We start from the raw sequence: 16,618 nt of genomic DNA, 5'->3' as shown, positions 1-16,618 counted from the left end.
AAAGGCCGCGATTGCTCGCGGCCTTTCTCGTATTTGGCGCCCGAAGTTGGACTCGAACCAACGACCCCCTGATTAACAGTCAAGTGCTCTAACCGGCTGAGCTATTCGGGCGGGGCTGCATATGATGCTTACTGAGTCGGCCGACGTCAACACTCTTGTGCAAAAAAGTGAAAAACCCCGGCTTTTCAGCGGCCGCGGCTCAGGTCACCACGCGGTAGCACGGGCGGTATTCGCCGGCGATCTTCATCCGGCGCTGCTCGACGAAGGCGCGCAGCAGTTCGTCCAGCGACTGCATCATGTCCGGGTCGCCGTGGATCTCGAACGGGCCGAATTCCTCGATCCGACGCATGCCGTCTTCCTTGACGTTGCCGGCGACGATGCCCGAGAACGCGCGGCGCAGGTCGGCGGCCAGTTCGTGCGGCTTGCGGCCGTGGTGCAGGTCCAGCGCGGCCATCGCCTCGTGGGTCGGGACGAACGGGCGCTGGAAGGTCAGCGGGATGTCGATCGACCAGTTGAAGAAGAACGAATCCTTCTGCTCGATGCGGTACTCGCGCACCTTGCGGATGCCGTGGCTCATGCGCTTGGCGACCTGCTCGGGGTCGCCGACGATGATCTCGTAGCGCGAGGTCGCCGCGTCGCCCAGGGTCAGGCGGATGAACTTGTCGATCTGCTCGAAATACGGCGCCGACGCGGTCGGGCCGGTCAGGATCAGCGGGAACGGCAGGCCGGCGTTCTCTTCGCGCAGCAGGATGCCGAGCAGGTACAAGATCTCCTCGGCGGTGCCGACGCCGCCGGGGAACACGATGATGCCGTGGCCCATGCGGACGAAGGCCTCCAGGCGCTTCTCGATGTCCGGCATGATCACCAGGTGGTTGACGATCGGGTTCGGCGATTCGGCGGCGATGATGCCCGGCTCGGTGATGCCGATGTAGCGCATGTTGCGCTTGCGCTGCTTGGCGTGGGCGATGGTCGCGCCCTTCATCGGGCCCTTCATCGCGCCCGGGCCGCAGCCGGTGCAGATGTCCAGCCCGCGCAGGCCCAGCTCGTAGCCGACCTGCTTGGTGTAGATGTATTCGTCGCGCGAGATCGAGTGGCCGCCCCAGCACACCACCAGGTTCGGGTCGGCCGGATGCAGGATGCGCGCGTTGCGCAGCAGTCCGAACACCGAGTCGGTCAGGCCGTCGCTGCTGTCGAGATCGCGGCCGCCGCCCTTGCCCAGTTCGATCGCGGTATAGGCCAGGTCGCGGACCACCGCGAACAGCAGTTCGGCGACGCCGCGGATGATGTCGCCGTCGACGAAGGCCATCGCCGGCGCCTTGACCAGGTCGATGCGCATGCCGCGGTCTTGCTGATGCACTTCGATATCGAAATCGGGATACAGCTCACGCGCCGCGCGCGGGTCGTCGGAGGCGCTGCCGCTGGTCAGCACCGCCAGGGCGCAGCGACGCAGCAGGTCGTGCATGCCGGTGGACGCGTCGCGCAGGCGCGCGACCTCGTCGCGGGACAGAACGTCGAGCCCGCCCTTGGGGTAGATGCGGGCGTTGACCGTCGGCAGGACGGCCGGAATGGAAGGTGCGGTCATTGCGTTTTTCTCTGTTTTCTTCATCGATTAGTGGGAAGGACTCTAGCAGTTTGCTATGCGACTGCGGCGGCCCTGGCGCCCGCCGGACCGGTCCGCGGCCGTGCCGCCCCACCCTGTCCGGCCGCGAAACCCATGGCCCCGTAAAAAGAAAAACGGCCGGGGTTGCCCCCGGCCGTTTCTCGTTTTCAACGATAGCGCAAAATCAGAAGCGGTAGTGGAAGCTCAGCTGAGCCGCCCAGCGCGAGATGCCCTTTTCGTCGTAGATCTGCTCGGCATCCGGGGTGTTGAAGCGATAGATGTACTTGCCGGTGCCCGGATCGATACCGCCGTACTCAACCACGCCGCGCATGCCCGGGAACGGGGTTTCTTCGATCTGCCCCCAGTCCTTGTTGATCATGTTGCCGATGTTGAGGATGTCCAGCGACAGCTCGGCCTTGTGGCCTTCCATGAAGCCCGGCAGTTCCTGCGAGATATGCACGTCGAACTGGTTGACCCACTTGCCGCGCACGGCGTTGCGCTGGGCGACCTGGCCGGCATGGCTCTGCAGGTAGGCGTTGCTGTTGAAGTAAGCCCAGAACGCAGCTTCTTCGGCGGCGCTGCCGAACTTGACGTCGCCCGGACCCTTCGGGATGTACAGCAGGTCGTTCAGACGGCCGTCGCCATTGGCGTCGTTGTCGAACGCATAGCTGTACGGACGGCCCGAGCGGCCTTCGTAGAACAGCGACACGCTGGTGTTGTTGTCGCCGAAGAAGGCGTGCTTCCAGTTCACCGCGGCGGTGAAACGGTCGCGGATCTCGTAGCTGGAGCGCGCGCTGACTTCTTCGTTGGCCTGGAACACGCCGACGTTGCCGAGGTTCGAGCTCGAGGTCGAGCTGGTCAGCGGGCTGACTTCGGTGGCGTGGGTGTAGGTGTAGGCCAGATTCCAGGACCAGTCGCTGTTGTTGAACGGCTTGCTCAGCGACAGGGTCATCTGCTCGCTGCCGCCCTTGCTGGTGCTACGCGCGATGATGGCATCGTTGTAGCGGCCGTCGCGACGGAAGCGCGCGTCGTTGGTGCCGCTCAGCGTGCCCTGCTGATTCCACGCGGAACCACGCTGGCCGTTGGGACCCCAGTAAATGGAGCGGCCATCCTGACCGACCCTCTGCACCGCGCCGAGGTTGAGCTGCTGGTAGTAGATCGCGTCGTTGACCTGGGTGACCACGCCCTCGACCGCGGCAACCATGCCGTACCACGGCAACTCGGTATCGAACGCCAGGTTGGCCTTCCACACCGACGGAAGCTGCAGGTCCTTCTCGATGAAATCGATCGACTGGGTCGCGCCGGTGCCCGGGGTGAATTGGGCGAGCTGGTTGTCGGGATTCGGGCTGAAGCGGGTGATGCCGCTGTTGAACACGTAGTCGGTGTAGGACGTGCCGTTGTTCGAATACGGGTTGGCCAGCCACACCGTCGGGCTGCTGCCGCGGAACAGGCCGACGCCGCCGCGCAACTGGGTCGGACGCTCGCTGTCGAAGGTGTAGTTGAAGCCGAAGCGCGGCGCCAGCAGGTCGGTGCCGTCGATCGTGTTGTCGTTGCGGACGCCGAACGCGTTGGACGCGGTCGGGTTGTAAACCGGGTCTTCATCGACGATGGCGCGGTCGTAGCGCAGACCGAAGGTCAGGCTCAACTTGTCATTGACCGCCCAGGTGTCCTGCAGGAACACGCCCACGTTCTTCTGGGTGAAGCCCGCCGCCATGTTGTCCAGGTTGCCGCCGGCCGGGTAGAACAGCTGGTAACGGCTGGAACGGCCGGCGCGGTAATCGGCGATCGAGTTGAAGGTGTAGACGCCGTTGATACGACGGCCGAACAGGTTGTAGACCTCGTTGGACTCGTAGTCGGCGCCGAACTTGACGGTGTGATCGCCCAGGAACAGGTTGCCGGCGAAGAAGCCGTTCCAGGTCTTGGTCTCGAGGATGTTGGCCTGGGTGTTTTCTTCAGTACCGAAGTTCAGGGTGTTGTTGCCCACGCGCACGCCGATCGCCGGCAGGTCGAACTGCGGGTTGCGGACGGCCGAGTAATCGCGGTACGAGACCTTGGCTTCGGTGGAGAAGTTGTCGGTCCAGTCGCTGAACAACTGACCGGTGTAGGTCTTGAACTCGAAGTCCTGGACGTAGTGGTACGAGCTCAGCGCCAGCGAGCTGGTGCCGAAGCCCTGCAGGAACGCGGTGCTCTGCTTGCTCTGCGCGTAGCGGAAGTTGGCGCGGTGCTGGTCGTTGATGTTCCAGTCCAGCTTGATGCCGTATTCCTCGCTCTTGGTGTCGAGCGACGGCAGCGCCAGCGTGCCCGGATCAAAGCCCCAAACGTTCTTGGAGATGTCGATGATCTGGTTGATGTCGTTCTGGCTGATGTTGACGATGTTGTTGGCGCCCGAGCCCGGAGGACCGAAGCTGGAGTTGCCGGTGAACACCTCCTTGCCGGTGTACTTCTCGTAGTTCACGAAGAAGAACAGCTTGTCCTTGACCAGCGGGCCGCCGAAGGTGGCGCCGTAGGTGCTTTCGTTGTCGAACAGCTGCGGACGCACGTCGGCGGAGTTCTTGCCCGACCAGTCGTTGTCGCGGTACACGCCGTACAGCGAACCGTGGAAATCGTTGGTGCCCGACTTGGTGACCGCGTTGATCACGCCGCCGGTGCCGCCGGAGATGGTGACGTCGTAGTTGGCGACGTCGATCGAGACTTCGTCGATCACGTCCATCGAGAACGGCTGCTTCGGGGTCGGCAGGCCGTTGCCGCCCAGGCCGAAGGAGTCGTTGGTGCTGATGCCGTCGACGCGGATCACGTTGTAGCGCGGGTTCTGGCCGCCGACCGAGATCTCGTTGCGGGCCTTGTCGGTCTGGACCACGCGCGGGTCGAGGCGGACGAAGTCCTGCAGGTTGCGGTTGATCGTCGGCATCGACTCCAACTGCTCGCGGGTCACGATCGAGCCGGCGCCCATCTTGTTGGACGAGAACACTTCCGAGCCGACCGACGCGACGGCCTGCACCGCGCCCAGGGTGGTGACCTGGTTGTTGAGCGAGACGTCGACTTCGTTGACCTTGTCCAGGTTCAGGTACACGCCGTCCTGACTCGCGGTGCCTGCGCCTTCCTTATTGATCACGACGGTGTACGGACCACCGACGCGCAGACCGCGCGCGTTGTAGCGGCCGTCGGCACCGGTGCTGGCGCGGCTGACCGTGCCCGACTCGGTGTGGGTGATCGTCACTTCGGCGTTCGCGACCGGCTGGCCATCGGCGCCGACGACGCGGCCGGCGATGCCGGCGGAGGTGGACTGCGCGAAGACAGGAGCGGTGGCGAGTACGGCGAGCAGACCAAGCGTGAGCTTGGACATGCGGACGCGGTTCGGATGGGTCATTACGGTGGCCTCAGGACGTGAAATGCGTGGCGGATTATCGGCAGGCGCAGCTTTGCGCCGCGGCCTTGCACGAAGATTTGGATTGGCTAGCCCCTACCCGCGCGACCAGTGGCCCGCCGGGTTAACAGCAGTTTAACAGGCTAGGGACGCTGTGTGACAGAGACGTGACCGGCATCAAGCCTTGTCACACGGTGATGGCGGCCACAACTGAACCGGCACGCACGGCAAAGTTGTATAAGGCGGCGCCCTCGGGGTGCCTGGTTATGTGCCGGGGCGTATGGGGCGCCGCCCGGGAATCGGGAATCGGGAATCGGGAATCGGGAATCGGGAATCGGGAATCGGGAATCGGGAATCGGGAATCGTATGAAAGCCTGAGCCTTCGGCTTGGCAAATAAAACAAGGCCCACCTTGCGGCGGGCCTTCGGCTGTTGCTCTTACGATTCCCGACTCCCCATTCCCGATTCCCGGGCCGCCGCCTTACGGCGGCCCCGGCAAGAACGCCGCGAACCCGTCCAGGATCATCTGCACCGAAATCGCCACCAGCAGCATGCCCATCAGCCGCTCGATCGCGATCAGCGCGCGGCGGCCGAGCAGCTTGTACAACAAGGTCGCCGAGAACAGGATCGCCGCGGTCGCGCCCCAGGCGATCATCAGCGCCAGGCTCCAGTCGCCCAGGCGCGCGGGGTCGTTGCTGCCCATCAGCATCACCGCGGCCATGCCCGAGGGGCCGGCGACCAGCGGGATCGCCATCGGCACGATGAACGGCTCGCCGTCCGGGATCTCGCCCATCAGGCCTTCCGGCGGCGGGAAGATCATGCGGATGCCGATCAGGAACAGCACGATGCCGCCGGCGATCGAGACCGACTCCTGGCGCAGGTGCATCAGCTCCAGGGCGTACTTGCCGCCCCACAGGAACAACATCAGCACGCCCAGCGCAATCAATAGCTCGCGCGCGAGCACGATGCGCTGGCGCTTGGGCGGCAGCCCGCGCAGCAGGCTCAGGAACACCGGGATGTTCCCGAGCGGATCGAGAATGATGAACAGCAGCAGCGCCGCCGAGGCGATGGTCATGGCGGCGCAGCCATCACGGAACCGGCGACCAGACCTGGCCGCGATGCACCGCGCCGTCGGCCGACAACAGGCTCACGCAGGCCAGCGCGTACGCGGACGGGTCGCGCGCGGCGCGGTCGCTGTCTTCCACGTAGGCGCGCGCGCGCAGCGGGGTGCGCATCGGGCCCGGCCGCAGTCCGGCCACGCGGATGCTGGAATTGGCCAGTTCGGCGTGCAGCATGCCGACCAGCGCGGCAAGCCCATGCTGGGCGGCGCCATAGCCGCCCCAGTACGCTTGACCGACCCGTTGCGGGTCGTCCAGCGCGAACACCAGCGCCGCATCGGGCGCCTTCGCCAGCAACGGCAGGCAGGCCTGCGACAGCCACCACGGCGCGGTCAGGTTGACGTGGACGGCGCGCGCGAACGCGGCCGGGTCGGTCTGCGCCAGCGGCGTCAGGCCGGGAAAGTCGGCGGCGCAGTGCAGCACGCCGTCGAGCCGGCCCAGTTCGCTGTCGATGCGCGCGACCATTTCGGCGTAGTCGTCGGGCTGCGCGCCTTCCAGGTCGAGCGGGTACAGCAGCGGCTCCGGGCCGCGCTTGGCCACCGCGTCGTAGACCTTGTTCAACTTGGGCAGCTTGCGGCCGAGCAGCACCACCGTCGCGCCCGCATCCGCGCAGGCGCCGGCCGCGGCCGAGCCCAGCCCGCCGTTGGCGCCGGTGACCAGCACCACCCGCCCGGCCAGGGTCTGCGGCGCGCGCTCGTCGCCCGCGGCGTTGGCGGCGGTCGAACTCACTGCGTCTGGGTCTCGCTGATCATGCGCGCCAGTTCGCCGGACTCGAACAACTCCAGGGTGATGTCGCAACCGCCGATCAGCTCGCCGTGGATGAACAACTGCGGGAAGGTCGGCCAATTGGAGTAACGCGGCAGATTGGCGCGCACTTCGGCGTCTTCGAGCACGTTGACCGTGTGCAGCTTGGTCGCGCCAGCGGACTTGAGCGCCTGCACAGCGCGGCTGGAAAAGCCGCACATCGGGAACTGCGCGGTGCCCTTCATGAAAAGGACGATCGGATGGGCTTCGACTTCGGCCTGGATCCGTTCCATAACGGACATGGGTATTGCTCCTGACGAGGTTTGTTGCCGGCCTTGACGGTCAGGCAACGAAACGTGGGGATAGAATATGAATTGTAAGCCTTCATGGCGTCGCCGACGCGTCGGCCCCGGAACTCCATCGTCCCGGCGGCGGAACAGCGGCCGCGGCGCCCCTCCGCTAGCCAGCCCCCTCTCGAATCTAGGAGCCCGCCAATGGCCATCGAATTGCCTGCCCTGCCCTACGACCGCACTGCGCTCGAACCCACCATCTCCGGCGAGACTATCGACTACCACTACGGCAAGCACCACAAGGCCTACGTCGACAATCTCAACAAGATGATCGAAGGCACCGAGTTCGCCTCGCTGTCGCTGGAAGAGATCATCAAGAAGTCGCAGGGCGGCATGTTCAACAACGCCGCGCAGATCTGGAACCACACCTTCTACTGGAACTGCCTGTCGCCCAAGGGCGGCGGCGAGCCGACCGGCAAGCTGGCCGAGCTGATCAACAAGGCCTTCGGCGACTTCGCCAAGTTCAAGGAAGAGTTCACCAAGACCGCGGTGGGCACCTTCGGCTCGGGCTGGGGCTGGCTGGTGCAGCGCCCGGACGGCTCGCTGGCCCTGGTCAGCACCCCGAACGCGGCCACCCCGCTGACCGGCGAAGACACCGCGCTGCTGACCTGCGACGTGTGGGAACACGCTTATTACATCGACTACCGCAACGCCCGTCCGAAGTACGTCGAGGCGTTCTGGAATCTGGTCAACTGGGATTTCGTGGCTGCGAACCTGAAGTAAACGGCCCGCGTCATTGCAACACCGAAACGGCCGGGGCAACCCGGCCGTTTTTGTTTTGGGCGGCCCCACTCGGCCACATGGGCTCCCTGTAGGAGCGGCGCAAGCCGCGACCGCGAACCCTCGATAACGACGCCCGCCTCCGGCCTGCGACGCAACCGGCAGCCCCGCGGTCGCGGCTCGCGCCGCTCCTACAGGGGGCGATCGAAGATGCGTGAGCATTCGGGGGCGCTTCCATCGAAGAGGCGTGAGCGATCGGGCCGCGGGATAATGCAGGAACGCACTTGCGGCCTTGGCCCGCCGCGCTCAAGCTCGCTCGCACTTTTGGCAGCTCTAACCTCGCTCATGGCCTCCGCATTCGCTTCCACCGCTCCGTACTGGGTCCCGGCGCTGTCGGCGCTGATGGTCTACCGTCGCATCCGCCGCACCTTCGGCGTACAGCCCTGGCGACCGGTGCGCAGCGGCATCCGGCTCGGGATCCTGGCGCTGGTCGCCTGCATGCTGACCGTCCTGGCGGCGGTGCAACCGCAGCTTGCGCCGGCGATGGCCGTCGGCGCCGTGCTCGGCGTCGGGATCGGCCTGCTCGCGCTCAAGCACACCCATGTCGCCTTGCGCGACGGACGCCGCGTCTACACGCCCAATCCCTGGATCGGCGGCGCGCTGACCGTGCTGCTGCTCGGCCGCCTCGCCTGGCGCTGGACCCACGACGGCATCGCCGCCGCGCAAACGCCCAGCGCGCTGACCCTGGGGATGGCCGCGGTGCTGATCGTGTATTCGCTGGTGTATCTGATCGGCTTGATGCGGCAGATGCGCAAGCTCGCCTCAGCGCAGGCATCACAGCCGCAAGCGACGGTCGATCAGACCCGTTTTTGAGGCTCGACGACGCAAGCCTGGCGATCCACCGCTCCGGTCCCACGTCTCGGTCAGGCGCTCACGACTCCACCCTTTCGCAGGCCGGGCCGGAATCGGCGCGGCGCCAGCGAAACCCGATCCGCAACATGCCGATGCGATAACGGCACTGCATGATCTGGCCGATGCGGGCGCGCTCGTAATCCGCCGGCGCCAGCGCGACCGACAGTTCGCCGCGTCCGCCGGTATCGCGAACCGTCACGACCGACGCGCGCGAACGCCCGCCGGTGATGTGTTTGTCGATCACCGGCCCGCGATAGACCGCCCAGCCATGGTCGGCGAACGAATTGATCAGCAGCAGATACGGCGCCGATGCCAGCATCAACATCGGCCACATGACCACGGCCAGCAGCGGGCCTCTCCAACCCGGCCGGCTCGAGCGCAACCACGCCCAGTAGCGGGCGGTGAACGCCGCCACGACGAGCAGACACGGCGCCCACAGCCAAGCCAACGCCTCGTGGTAACCGGCGTTCATCGGCGTGTCGTACACGAACAACACGCCGATGCCGCCGATCAGCAGGGTCGCGAACAACGCCGCCCCGTATTTCGCCAGCCACCACGGCCTGCGCGGCGGACGGTGAAACCAACCCGCGGCCGTCATCCCAGCCGTGCGATGACCGGCGCGACCTGTTCCCGGCGATCGAGCGAATCGCCAACGCGTTGCAGCGCCTGGGCGAGTTCCACCGTCGAGTCCGCGCGCACGGTCGCATGCCCGACCTTGCGCCCTTCGCGCGGCTGCTTGCCGTAATCGTGCCAATGCCCGCCGGCCTCGCTCAGCACCGCGTTCGCCTCGGGCATCGCGCCGATCCAGTTGAGCATGCAGGCCTGACCGAGCACGCGGGTGTCGCCCAGCGGCAGGCCGAGCACGGCGCGCAAGTGGTTCTGGAACTGCGAAGTCTCGCTGCCTTCGATCGTCCAGTGGCCGGAGTTGTGCACGCGCGGCGCGAGTTCGTTGGCCAGCAGCACGCCGTCGCGGCAAAACAGTTCCAGCGCGAACACGCCGACGTAGTCCAGCGCTTCGGCGAGTTTGCTCGCGTAGCCGATCGCGGTCGCGCTGAGCGCGTCGTCGACGCGCGCCGGGGCCAGGCTCGCCGACAGCACGCCGTCGACATGCCAGTTCTCGGTGATCGGCCAGGCGCGGAATTCGCCGTCGCGGCCGCGCACGGCGACCACCGACAGTTCGCGTTCGAACGCGACGAAACCTTCCAGGATCAGCCCGACCTTGTCGGCCTGCGGGCCCAACGCGGCCCAGGCCGCGTCGGCGTCGGCCGGGGTCTTGATCCGGAACTGGCCCTTGCCGTCGTAACCCAGGCGACGGGTCTTGAGGATGCACGGCGTGCCGATCTTGAGCAGCGCGGCGTCGAGCGACTCGCGCGTGCCGATCGCGGAGAAATCCGGCACCGGGATGCCCAGGTCGAGGAACAGGGTCTTCTCGGCCAGCCGGTCCTGCGCCACCGCCAGCGCGCGCGGGCTCGGGAACACCGGCCGGCGTTCGGCCAGCCAGTGCGCGGATTCGGCCGGCACGTTTTCGAAATCGAAGGTGGCCACGTCGATGTTCGAGGCGAACTGGTCGAGCGCGGCCTGATCGGTGTAATCGCCGACCACCATCGGCGCGAACTGGCCGGCGCAGGCGTCTTGCGCGCTGTCGAGCACCAGGAAACGCAAGCCCAGCGGCGCGCCGGACAGCGCGAGCATGCGGGCCAGCTGCCCGCCTCCGAGAATGCCGACGGTGGTCATTGGCGCGGGTCGTCGTGGGCGAGCACGTCGTCGGTCTGGCGCGCGCGGAACGCGCTCAGCGCCGCGCCGATCGCGGGGTGTTCCGGCGCCAGCAGCGCCGCGGCGAACAAGGCCGCGTTGGCCGCGCCGGCATTGCCGATGGCGAAGGTCGCGACCGGGATGCCGGCCGGCATCTGCACGATCGACAGCAGCGAGTCCATGCCGTTGAGCGCCTTGGACTGCACCGGCACGCCGAGCACCGGCACCGCGGTCTTGGCCGCGAGCATGCCCGGCAGATGCGCCGCGCCGCCGGCGCCGGCGATGATCGCGCGCAGGCCGCGCGCGGCCGCCGTATCGGCGTATTCGAACAACACGTCCGGGGTGCGATGCGCCGAAACCACCCGCACTTCGTGCGGCACGCCCAGCGCCTCGAGCTTGGCCGCGGCGTGCTGCATGGTGTCCCAGTCCGAGCGCGAGCCCATGACGATGCCGACCAGCGGCGGCGGCGCGTTGGACGAAGCGTCTGACGAAGAAGCGGAAGACTGGGCTGGGGACATGGGGCGTGCCTTGGCGCAAAGACGTATTCTAACGCCCTGTCCCGTCGTACCGGCACCGCACCGTATGGATCGCAAACTGCTCGACCTGCTCGTCTGCCCCACCACCCGCCAACCGCTGTTCCCGCTGGAAAGCCGCGGTCTGCAGGCGCTCAACGCCGCGATCGCGGCCGGCGGCCTGGTCCGCGGCAGCGGCGAGGCCCAATCCGAGGCGCTGCGCGAAGCGCTGGTCACCCGCGACCGCAAGATCGTCTACATCGTCGACGACGGCATCCCGCTGCTGGATTCGGAAAACGCCATCGCCACCGCCCAAGTCAGCGACTTCCCGAGCGCATGAGCGCCCCCGCCCGCGACCTGACCCCGCCGCCTTCGGCCGAAATCGAGGCCGACGTGGCCGACGCGCTGGCCGAAGACCTCGGCGGCGGCGACGTCACCGCCGACCTGCTGCCCGATTCGCCCGACATCGCCTACCTGTTGTGCAAGGAAGACGCGGTGGTGTGCGGGCGGCCGTGGTTCGACGCCTGCCATCGCGCGCTCGATCCGAACGTGCGGATCGACTGGCGGGTCGAGGAAGGCGACCGGGTCGCCAAGGGCACGGTGCTGGCGACCCTGCAGGGGCGCTCGCGCGCCCTGGTCAGCGCCGAACGCGCCTCGCTGAATTTCCTGCAGACCCTGTCGGGCACCGCCACGACCACCGCGGCCCATGTCGCGGCCGTGGAAGGCACCGGCACCCGCATCCTCGACACCCGCAAGACCCTGCCCGGCCTGCGCCTGGCGCAGAAGTACGCGGTCCGGGTCGGCGGCGGGGTCAACCATCGCATCGGCTTGTATGACGCGGTGATGCTCAAGGAAAACCACGTGCGCGCGGCCGGCTCGCTGACCGCGGCGATCCGCGGCGCGCGCGCGAAGCATCCGCAGCTGCCGCTGATCGTCGAAGTCGAATCGCTGGATCAGCTACGCGAAGCATTGACCGAGGGCTGCGATCGCATCCTGATCGACGACTTCGATGCGCCGACCCGGCGCGAGGCGGTGCGGATCGCGCGCGCCGCGCCGTTCGACGGTCGGATTCCGCTGGAAGTCTCCGGCGGCGTGGACCTGGCCGGGCTGCGCGCCATCGCCGAAGACGGGGTCGACTGCATTTCGATCGGCGGCCTGACCAAACATGTGCGGGCGATCGATCTTTCGTTGAAACTCGGTCCACCGCCGGGCTGAAGCCCCTTGGCTTTGCCCCTCGCCGCCGCCAGACATTCGCCATGCCCAGCCTGATCTTCCTGATGATATTCGGCGCCGCCGCGTTCTCGTTCTGGAGCGCGGGCCGCGCCGCCGCCGAGCGCGCCGAAGCGGTCGGCCGCGACGCCTGCCGCGCCGCCGGGGTGCAGTGGCTCGATCAGAGCGTGCATGCGATCGGGCTGAAGGTGATCCGGCGCGAGAGCGGCTGGCTCGGGTTCGAGCGCACGTTCCGCTTCGACTATTCGATCGACGGCGAAGACCGGCATGTCGGCCGGCTGGTGTTGCGTGGGGATCGGCTGATCGCGTTCAGTGGACCGATCGCGCGGGCGCCGTCGCAGTTGCACTAGGCGCTCGCTTGCCCTCATCCGCCCTTCGGGCACCTTCTCCCGCAAAGCGGGAGAAGGGAAAGCCGGGACGATTCGCTTATTTCCCTCCTACCTCACTCCCTCTCCCGCTTGCGGCAGAGCGCTGGGGTGAGGGCGCGCGGAATCGATCAAGCAAGACAGCCCGGCTCTCGGCCGCAACGCCGCGCTCCCGCCGTCGTGGCGAAAGATCCCAGAAGCACCTTTGCGGCTCCGCGTTTCCTTCAGTCATTCGCCATAAGCGAGGGAAGGAAACCGCGCGGCCTACTTCACGATCCGCAGATGCCCGCCGCGACGCGGCGACGGCGAAGGCGGCTGCGGGCCGTCGTCGTCGCCCTCGGGCGCCGGATCGTTCGGCACCGCGCTCAACACCGGCGGCGAACCCGACTCGGCTTCGTCCTGCCCTTCGTCCAGCCCCGACTCGTCCAGGCTGCTGTCTTCCGGCAGGGCCATGCCCTGCCCGGTTTCGCGCGCATAGATCGCCAGCACCGCGCCCACCGGCACCGAGACCGCATGGCTGACGCCGCCGAAGCGGGCGCTGAAGCGGATCAGGTCGTTGCCCATTTCCAGGTGCGAGACCGCGCGCGCGGCGACGTTGAGGACGATCTTGCCGTCCTTGACCGCATGCGCCGGCACCTGCACCGCCGGGCGCGTGGCGTCGACCAGCAGGTGCGGGGTCATGCCGTTGTCGGCGATCCATTCGTACAGTGCCCGCAACAGGTAGGGGCGGTGGCTGGTCATCGGCGTGCTGCTTTCGGTCATGGACGCATTTTAAGCTAAAGCGCCGGCCGGCAGGCGGCCGCGCCTGGATTCGGGCGATGCCGCGCGTCGTTGCAAGGCCCGTGAATACCGGCAGCGCCGTCGACCCACGGCGATCTTTTGTGGGAGGGGCTTCAGCCCCGACGCTCTTCGCTCAGGCGATGACGGAACTGCACGGCGATCGGGACGAAAAGCGTCGGGGCTGAAGCCCTCCCACAAAAGAACTCGCCGCTACGACGCCGCCGTGAGCCTGCTGTGTCTTGCCTTGCGCGCTACTCGCTTCGCCAATCCCCAATCCCGGCTTCACCCCGGCAAATCGCGCAGCTTGCGCTCCTGCTCGGTCAGGCTGCGGGTGAAACCGGGGTTGCGGAAGATCCGGTTGCCGTAGTCCTCGATCGCCTTGCCGTCCTTCGGCAGCGGCACGTCCAACGACGGCAGGCGCCAGATGATCGGCGCCATGGCGCAGTCGGCCAGGCTCATTTCCGGATTCAGGAAGAACTTGCTGGCCTTGAACAGCGGCACCGACGCGGTCAGCAGTTCCTTGAGCCGCTTGCGCGCGGCCTCGGCCTGGGCCTTGTTGCCCATCTGGATGGCCTGCACCTGCGGCACCCAGTCGTGTTCGAGGCGCAGCATCGCCAGGCGCAAACGCGCGCGCGACAGCGGATCGACCGGCATCAACGGCGGATGCGGGTAGCGCTCGTCCAGGTATTCGCAGACCACGCTGGCCGCGTACAGCACCAGATCGCGCTCGACCAGGGTCGGCACCGAGTGATAGGGATTGAGGTCGACCAGGTCTTCGGGCGGATTCTGCGGGTCGACCGGGATCAGGTCGTAGGTGACGCCCTTGGCCGCCAGTACCAGCCGGACGCGATGACACAGCACGCAATCGGTGGACGAAAACAGAGTCAGTGCATTACGCATACGGGGGCTCGCCGCCATCATCGACCTCTCCAACGACCGGAATCCGCCAGTCGCAAGACGCCCCCCACCCGCTGTGGGAGGTCATCACGGCCTCGAGCCTGCATTGGACTTTGCCAAGGCTGTCGACTCGGTGGAGCCGACACCCTAGCGGAAAACCCACGCGTGTGGCGTGGGTTTTCCAGTCGAACGACGTCAGTGCTCCACGTCGCGCCAGTACTCGGTCTTCAACAGATACGCGATGAAGGTGAACAACGCCAGGAACAGGATCACCCAAACGCCGAGACTCTGGCGCTTCAGGGCGGCCGGTTCGCCGGCGTACTCGAGGAATGTGGTGATGTCGCGCGTGGCCGTCTTGAAGCCTTCGGCGTCGAGCTTGCCGGGCTGGGTCACCTTGAGCGCATGGACCGGGCGTTCGCCCGTGGCCTTGTCGACTTCGCCGTACTCCGCGTGCTGCAGGCCCTGCAGTTCCCACAGCGGGTTGGGCATCGAGGCGTTCGGGAACAGCTTGTTGTTCCAGCCCAGCGGACGGGTCTCGTCGAGATAGAACTCGTTGAGGTAGGTGTAGATCCAGTCGCTGCCGCGCACGCGCGCGATCACGCTCAGGTCCGGCGGCATCTTGCCGAACCACTGGCTGGCGTGCTCGGCGGTCATGTTGACCTGGACCTGCTCGCCGAACTTGGCGCCGGTGAAGTTGAGGTTGTTCATCACCTCGTCTTCGGTCAGCCCCAGGTCCTCGGCCATGCGCGAGTAACGCAGGTACTTGAGCGAGTGGCAGCCCGAGCAGTAGTTCATGTACAGCTGCGCGCCGCGCTGCAGCGAGGCGCGGTTGCTCAGGTCGGTCTCCGACTGCATCAGGTTGCCGCCGCCGGAAGCGAAGGCGGTGGCCGACACGAGCAGTCCGGCGACGAAGGTGGCGAGCTTCTTCACGATGCGATTCTTCTGCAGAGGCTGGCTGTTTGGAAAGTCGGCGGCGACCGCCGCGGACTCTTGCAGACGGACCTGGGTGCTGGTGTTAGTCATGCATCGTCACCCGTTCCGGCACCGGCTTGGTCTTGTCGAGCTTGGTCCACAGCGGCATGGTGATGAAGAAGGCGAAGTACAGGAAGGTCAGCACGCGACCAACGATGGTCTCGACCGGGTCGGTACCCGGGCCGGCGCCGATCTTGCCCAGCCAGATGAAGCACACCGCCAGCAGCATCAGCATGAACTTGCTGATCCAGCCGCGGTAACGCACCGACTTGACCTTGCAACGGTCCAGCCACGGTACGAAGAACAGCACCGCGATCGCCGCGAACATGACCAGCACGCCCGACAGCTTGTGCGGAATCACCCGCAACATCGCGTAGTACGGGGTGTAGTACCACACCGGCTTGATGTGCTCCGGCGTCACCAGGCGGTTGGCCTCGGTGAAGTTGTCGTGCTCGAGGAACCAGCCGCCCATCGCCGGCGCGAAGAAGATGATGAACGCGGCGATGATCAGGAAGAAGCCGACGCCGACCAGGTCCTTGACCGTGTAGTACGGGTGGAACGGAATGCCGTCGAGCGGCTTGTTCGCGTCCCAGCGGTTGCCCTTCGGGCCCTTCTTGATGTCGACGCCGTCGGGGTTGTTGGAACCCACTTCGTGCAGCGCGCCCAGGTGCAGCACCACCAGCAGCAACAGCACCAGCGGCAGCGCGATCACGTGCAGGGCGAAGAAGCGGTTGAGGGTGGCGTCGCCGGGCAGGTAGTCGCCCATGATCCACTCGGTCAGGCCGTTGCCGATCACCGGGATCGCGCCGAACAGCGAGATGATGACCTTCGCGCCCCAGAACGACATCTGGCCCCACGGCAGCACGTAGCCCATGAAGGCTTCGGCCATCAGCACCAGGTAGATCAGCATGCCCAGGATCCACACCAGCTCGCGCGGCTTCTGGTACGAGCCGTACAGCAGGCCGCGGAACATGTGCAGGTAGACGACGATGAAGAACAGCGATGCGCCGGTGGAGTGCATGTAGCGGATCAGCCAGCCCCACTCCACGTCGCGCATGATGTATTCGACCGACGAGAACGCATCGGCCGCGGACGGCTTGAAGTGCATCGTCAGGAAGATGCCGGTGACGATCTGGTTGACCAGCACCAGCAGCGCGAGCGAACCGAAGTAGTACCAGACGTTGAAGTTCTTCGGCGCGTAGTACTCGGTCATGTGCTTGCGATAGACCGGCATCATGCCGGGCGCGCGAGCGGTGACCCAATCGAAGACGTTGTTGGCGGTTCGGGTAAGGATGTTGGACAT

At 66.5% G+C, this 16,618-nt stretch carries 17 protein-coding genes and 1 tRNA gene; 5 read left to right on the top strand and 13 right to left on the bottom strand.

Annotation, left to right across the window (positions count from 1 at the left end; translation table 11 throughout):
- Window positions 1–34: 34 nt before the first annotated feature.
- The 6 genes from KME82_RS07260 to grxD all read right to left on the bottom strand — a co-directional run bounded on the left by KME82_RS07260 (window position 35) and on the right by grxD (window position 7,127).
- Window positions 35–111: transfer RNA gene (locus KME82_RS07260), tRNA-Asn, on the bottom strand.
- Between the two features lie 88 nt (window positions 112–199).
- Window positions 200–1,582 (bottom strand): nucleotide 5'-monophosphate nucleosidase PpnN, encoded by a 1,383-nt coding sequence (gene ppnN, locus KME82_RS07255; RefSeq protein WP_046655992.1) that lies wholly within the window; start codon window positions 1,580–1,582, stop codon window positions 200–202.
- Between the two features lie 202 nt (window positions 1,583–1,784).
- Complete coding sequence (locus KME82_RS07250; RefSeq protein ID WP_215497925.1) at window positions 1,785–4,967, bottom strand: TonB-dependent receptor; 3,183 nt, start codon at window positions 4,965–4,967, stop codon at window positions 1,785–1,787.
- A 477-nt stretch (window positions 4,968–5,444) separates the two neighbouring features.
- Window positions 5,445–6,038: a MarC family protein gene (locus KME82_RS07245; protein WP_036101900.1), complete on the bottom strand. Its 594-nt coding sequence runs from the start codon at window positions 6,036–6,038 to the stop codon at window positions 5,445–5,447.
- Between the two features lie 13 nt (window positions 6,039–6,051).
- Window positions 6,052–6,810 carry an SDR family NAD(P)-dependent oxidoreductase gene (locus KME82_RS07240; protein ID WP_252255650.1) on the bottom strand — a complete coding sequence of 253 codons (759 nt, stop codon included), beginning with the start codon at window positions 6,808–6,810 and terminating at the stop codon, window positions 6,052–6,054.
- Window positions 6,807–7,127 (bottom strand): Grx4 family monothiol glutaredoxin, encoded by a 321-nt coding sequence (grxD, locus tag KME82_RS07235; protein ID WP_036101896.1) that lies wholly within the window; start codon window positions 7,125–7,127, stop codon window positions 6,807–6,809. The genes KME82_RS07240 and grxD overlap by 4 nt, the downstream gene beginning before the upstream one ends.
- 192 nt (window positions 7,128–7,319) lie before the next feature.
- Between grxD and KME82_RS07230 the strand changes: the two genes are divergently transcribed.
- Both KME82_RS07230 and KME82_RS07225 read left to right on the top strand, forming a co-directional pair.
- The gene (locus KME82_RS07230; protein ID WP_036101893.1) at window positions 7,320–7,898 is read left to right on the top strand and encodes a superoxide dismutase; all 579 of its coding nucleotides are present in this window, start codon (window positions 7,320–7,322) and stop codon (window positions 7,896–7,898) included.
- A 342-nt stretch (window positions 7,899–8,240) separates the two neighbouring features.
- Window positions 8,241–8,768 (top strand): hypothetical protein, encoded by a 528-nt coding sequence (locus KME82_RS07225; protein WP_215497924.1) that lies wholly within the window; start codon window positions 8,241–8,243, stop codon window positions 8,766–8,768.
- Window positions 8,769–8,826: 58 nt separating this feature from the next.
- Here the strand turns inward: KME82_RS07225 and KME82_RS07220 are convergent, their stop codons facing one another.
- From KME82_RS07220 to purE, 3 genes are read right to left on the bottom strand one after another with little or no spacing between them, the layout of a single operon-like run.
- Window positions 8,827–9,405, bottom strand: coding sequence for a hypothetical protein (locus tag KME82_RS07220; RefSeq protein WP_215497923.1), 579 nt, complete (start codon window positions 9,403–9,405; stop codon window positions 8,827–8,829).
- A complete protein-coding gene (locus tag KME82_RS07215) occupies window positions 9,402–10,541 on the bottom strand; it encodes a 5-(carboxyamino)imidazole ribonucleotide synthase (RefSeq protein WP_215497922.1) in 1,140 nt (379 codons plus the stop codon). Before KME82_RS07215 ends, KME82_RS07220 begins: the two co-directional genes overlap by 4 nt.
- A complete protein-coding gene (gene purE / locus KME82_RS07210; RefSeq protein WP_215497921.1) occupies window positions 10,538–11,077 on the bottom strand; it encodes a 5-(carboxyamino)imidazole ribonucleotide mutase in 540 nt (179 codons plus the stop codon). The genes KME82_RS07215 and purE overlap by 4 nt, the downstream gene beginning before the upstream one ends.
- Window positions 11,078–11,141: 64 nt before the next feature.
- Here purE and KME82_RS07205 point away from each other — a divergent pair, with 64 nt between their 5' ends.
- The 3 genes from KME82_RS07205 to KME82_RS07195 are packed head-to-tail and all read left to right on the top strand — an operon-like array spanning window position 11,142 to window position 12,651.
- Window positions 11,142–11,411, top strand: a complete 270-nt coding sequence (locus KME82_RS07205; protein WP_215497920.1) for a Trm112 family protein — start codon at window positions 11,142–11,144, stop codon at window positions 11,409–11,411.
- A complete protein-coding gene (gene nadC / locus KME82_RS07200) occupies window positions 11,408–12,286 on the top strand; it encodes a carboxylating nicotinate-nucleotide diphosphorylase (protein WP_215497919.1) in 879 nt (292 codons plus the stop codon). Before KME82_RS07205 ends, nadC begins: the two co-directional genes overlap by 4 nt.
- A 41-nt stretch (window positions 12,287–12,327) precedes the next feature.
- Window positions 12,328–12,651 carry a DUF3301 domain-containing protein gene (locus tag KME82_RS07195; protein ID WP_215497918.1) on the top strand — a complete coding sequence of 108 codons (324 nt, stop codon included), beginning with the start codon at window positions 12,328–12,330 and terminating at the stop codon, window positions 12,649–12,651.
- 279 nt (window positions 12,652–12,930) lie between these two features.
- Here KME82_RS07195 and KME82_RS07190 read toward each other — a convergent pair whose 3' ends face one another.
- From KME82_RS07190 to KME82_RS07175, 4 genes are all read right to left on the bottom strand, one after another.
- A complete protein-coding gene (locus tag KME82_RS07190; protein WP_215497917.1) occupies window positions 12,931–13,428 on the bottom strand; it encodes a ClpXP protease specificity-enhancing factor in 498 nt (165 codons plus the stop codon).
- A gap of 300 nt (window positions 13,429–13,728) precedes the next feature.
- Complete coding sequence (locus KME82_RS07185; protein WP_036102142.1) at window positions 13,729–14,364, bottom strand: glutathione S-transferase N-terminal domain-containing protein; 636 nt, start codon at window positions 14,362–14,364, stop codon at window positions 13,729–13,731.
- Between the two features lie 174 nt (window positions 14,365–14,538).
- Window positions 14,539–15,198 carry a cytochrome c1 gene (locus KME82_RS07180; protein ID WP_252255773.1) on the bottom strand — a complete coding sequence of 220 codons (660 nt, stop codon included), beginning with the start codon at window positions 15,196–15,198 and terminating at the stop codon, window positions 14,539–14,541.
- A 160-nt stretch (window positions 15,199–15,358) separates the two neighbouring features.
- Window positions 15,359–16,618: a cytochrome b gene (locus KME82_RS07175; RefSeq protein WP_215497915.1), complete on the bottom strand. Its 1,260-nt coding sequence runs from the start codon at window positions 16,616–16,618 to the stop codon at window positions 15,359–15,361.

This window comes from Lysobacter capsici, from assembly GCF_018732085.1.
Lineage (GTDB): Bacteria > Pseudomonadota > Gammaproteobacteria > Xanthomonadales > Xanthomonadaceae > Lysobacter > Lysobacter capsici_A.
Note: the sequence above shows the minus strand (reverse complement) of the source record. Positions and strands in the feature narration are given on the sequence as shown.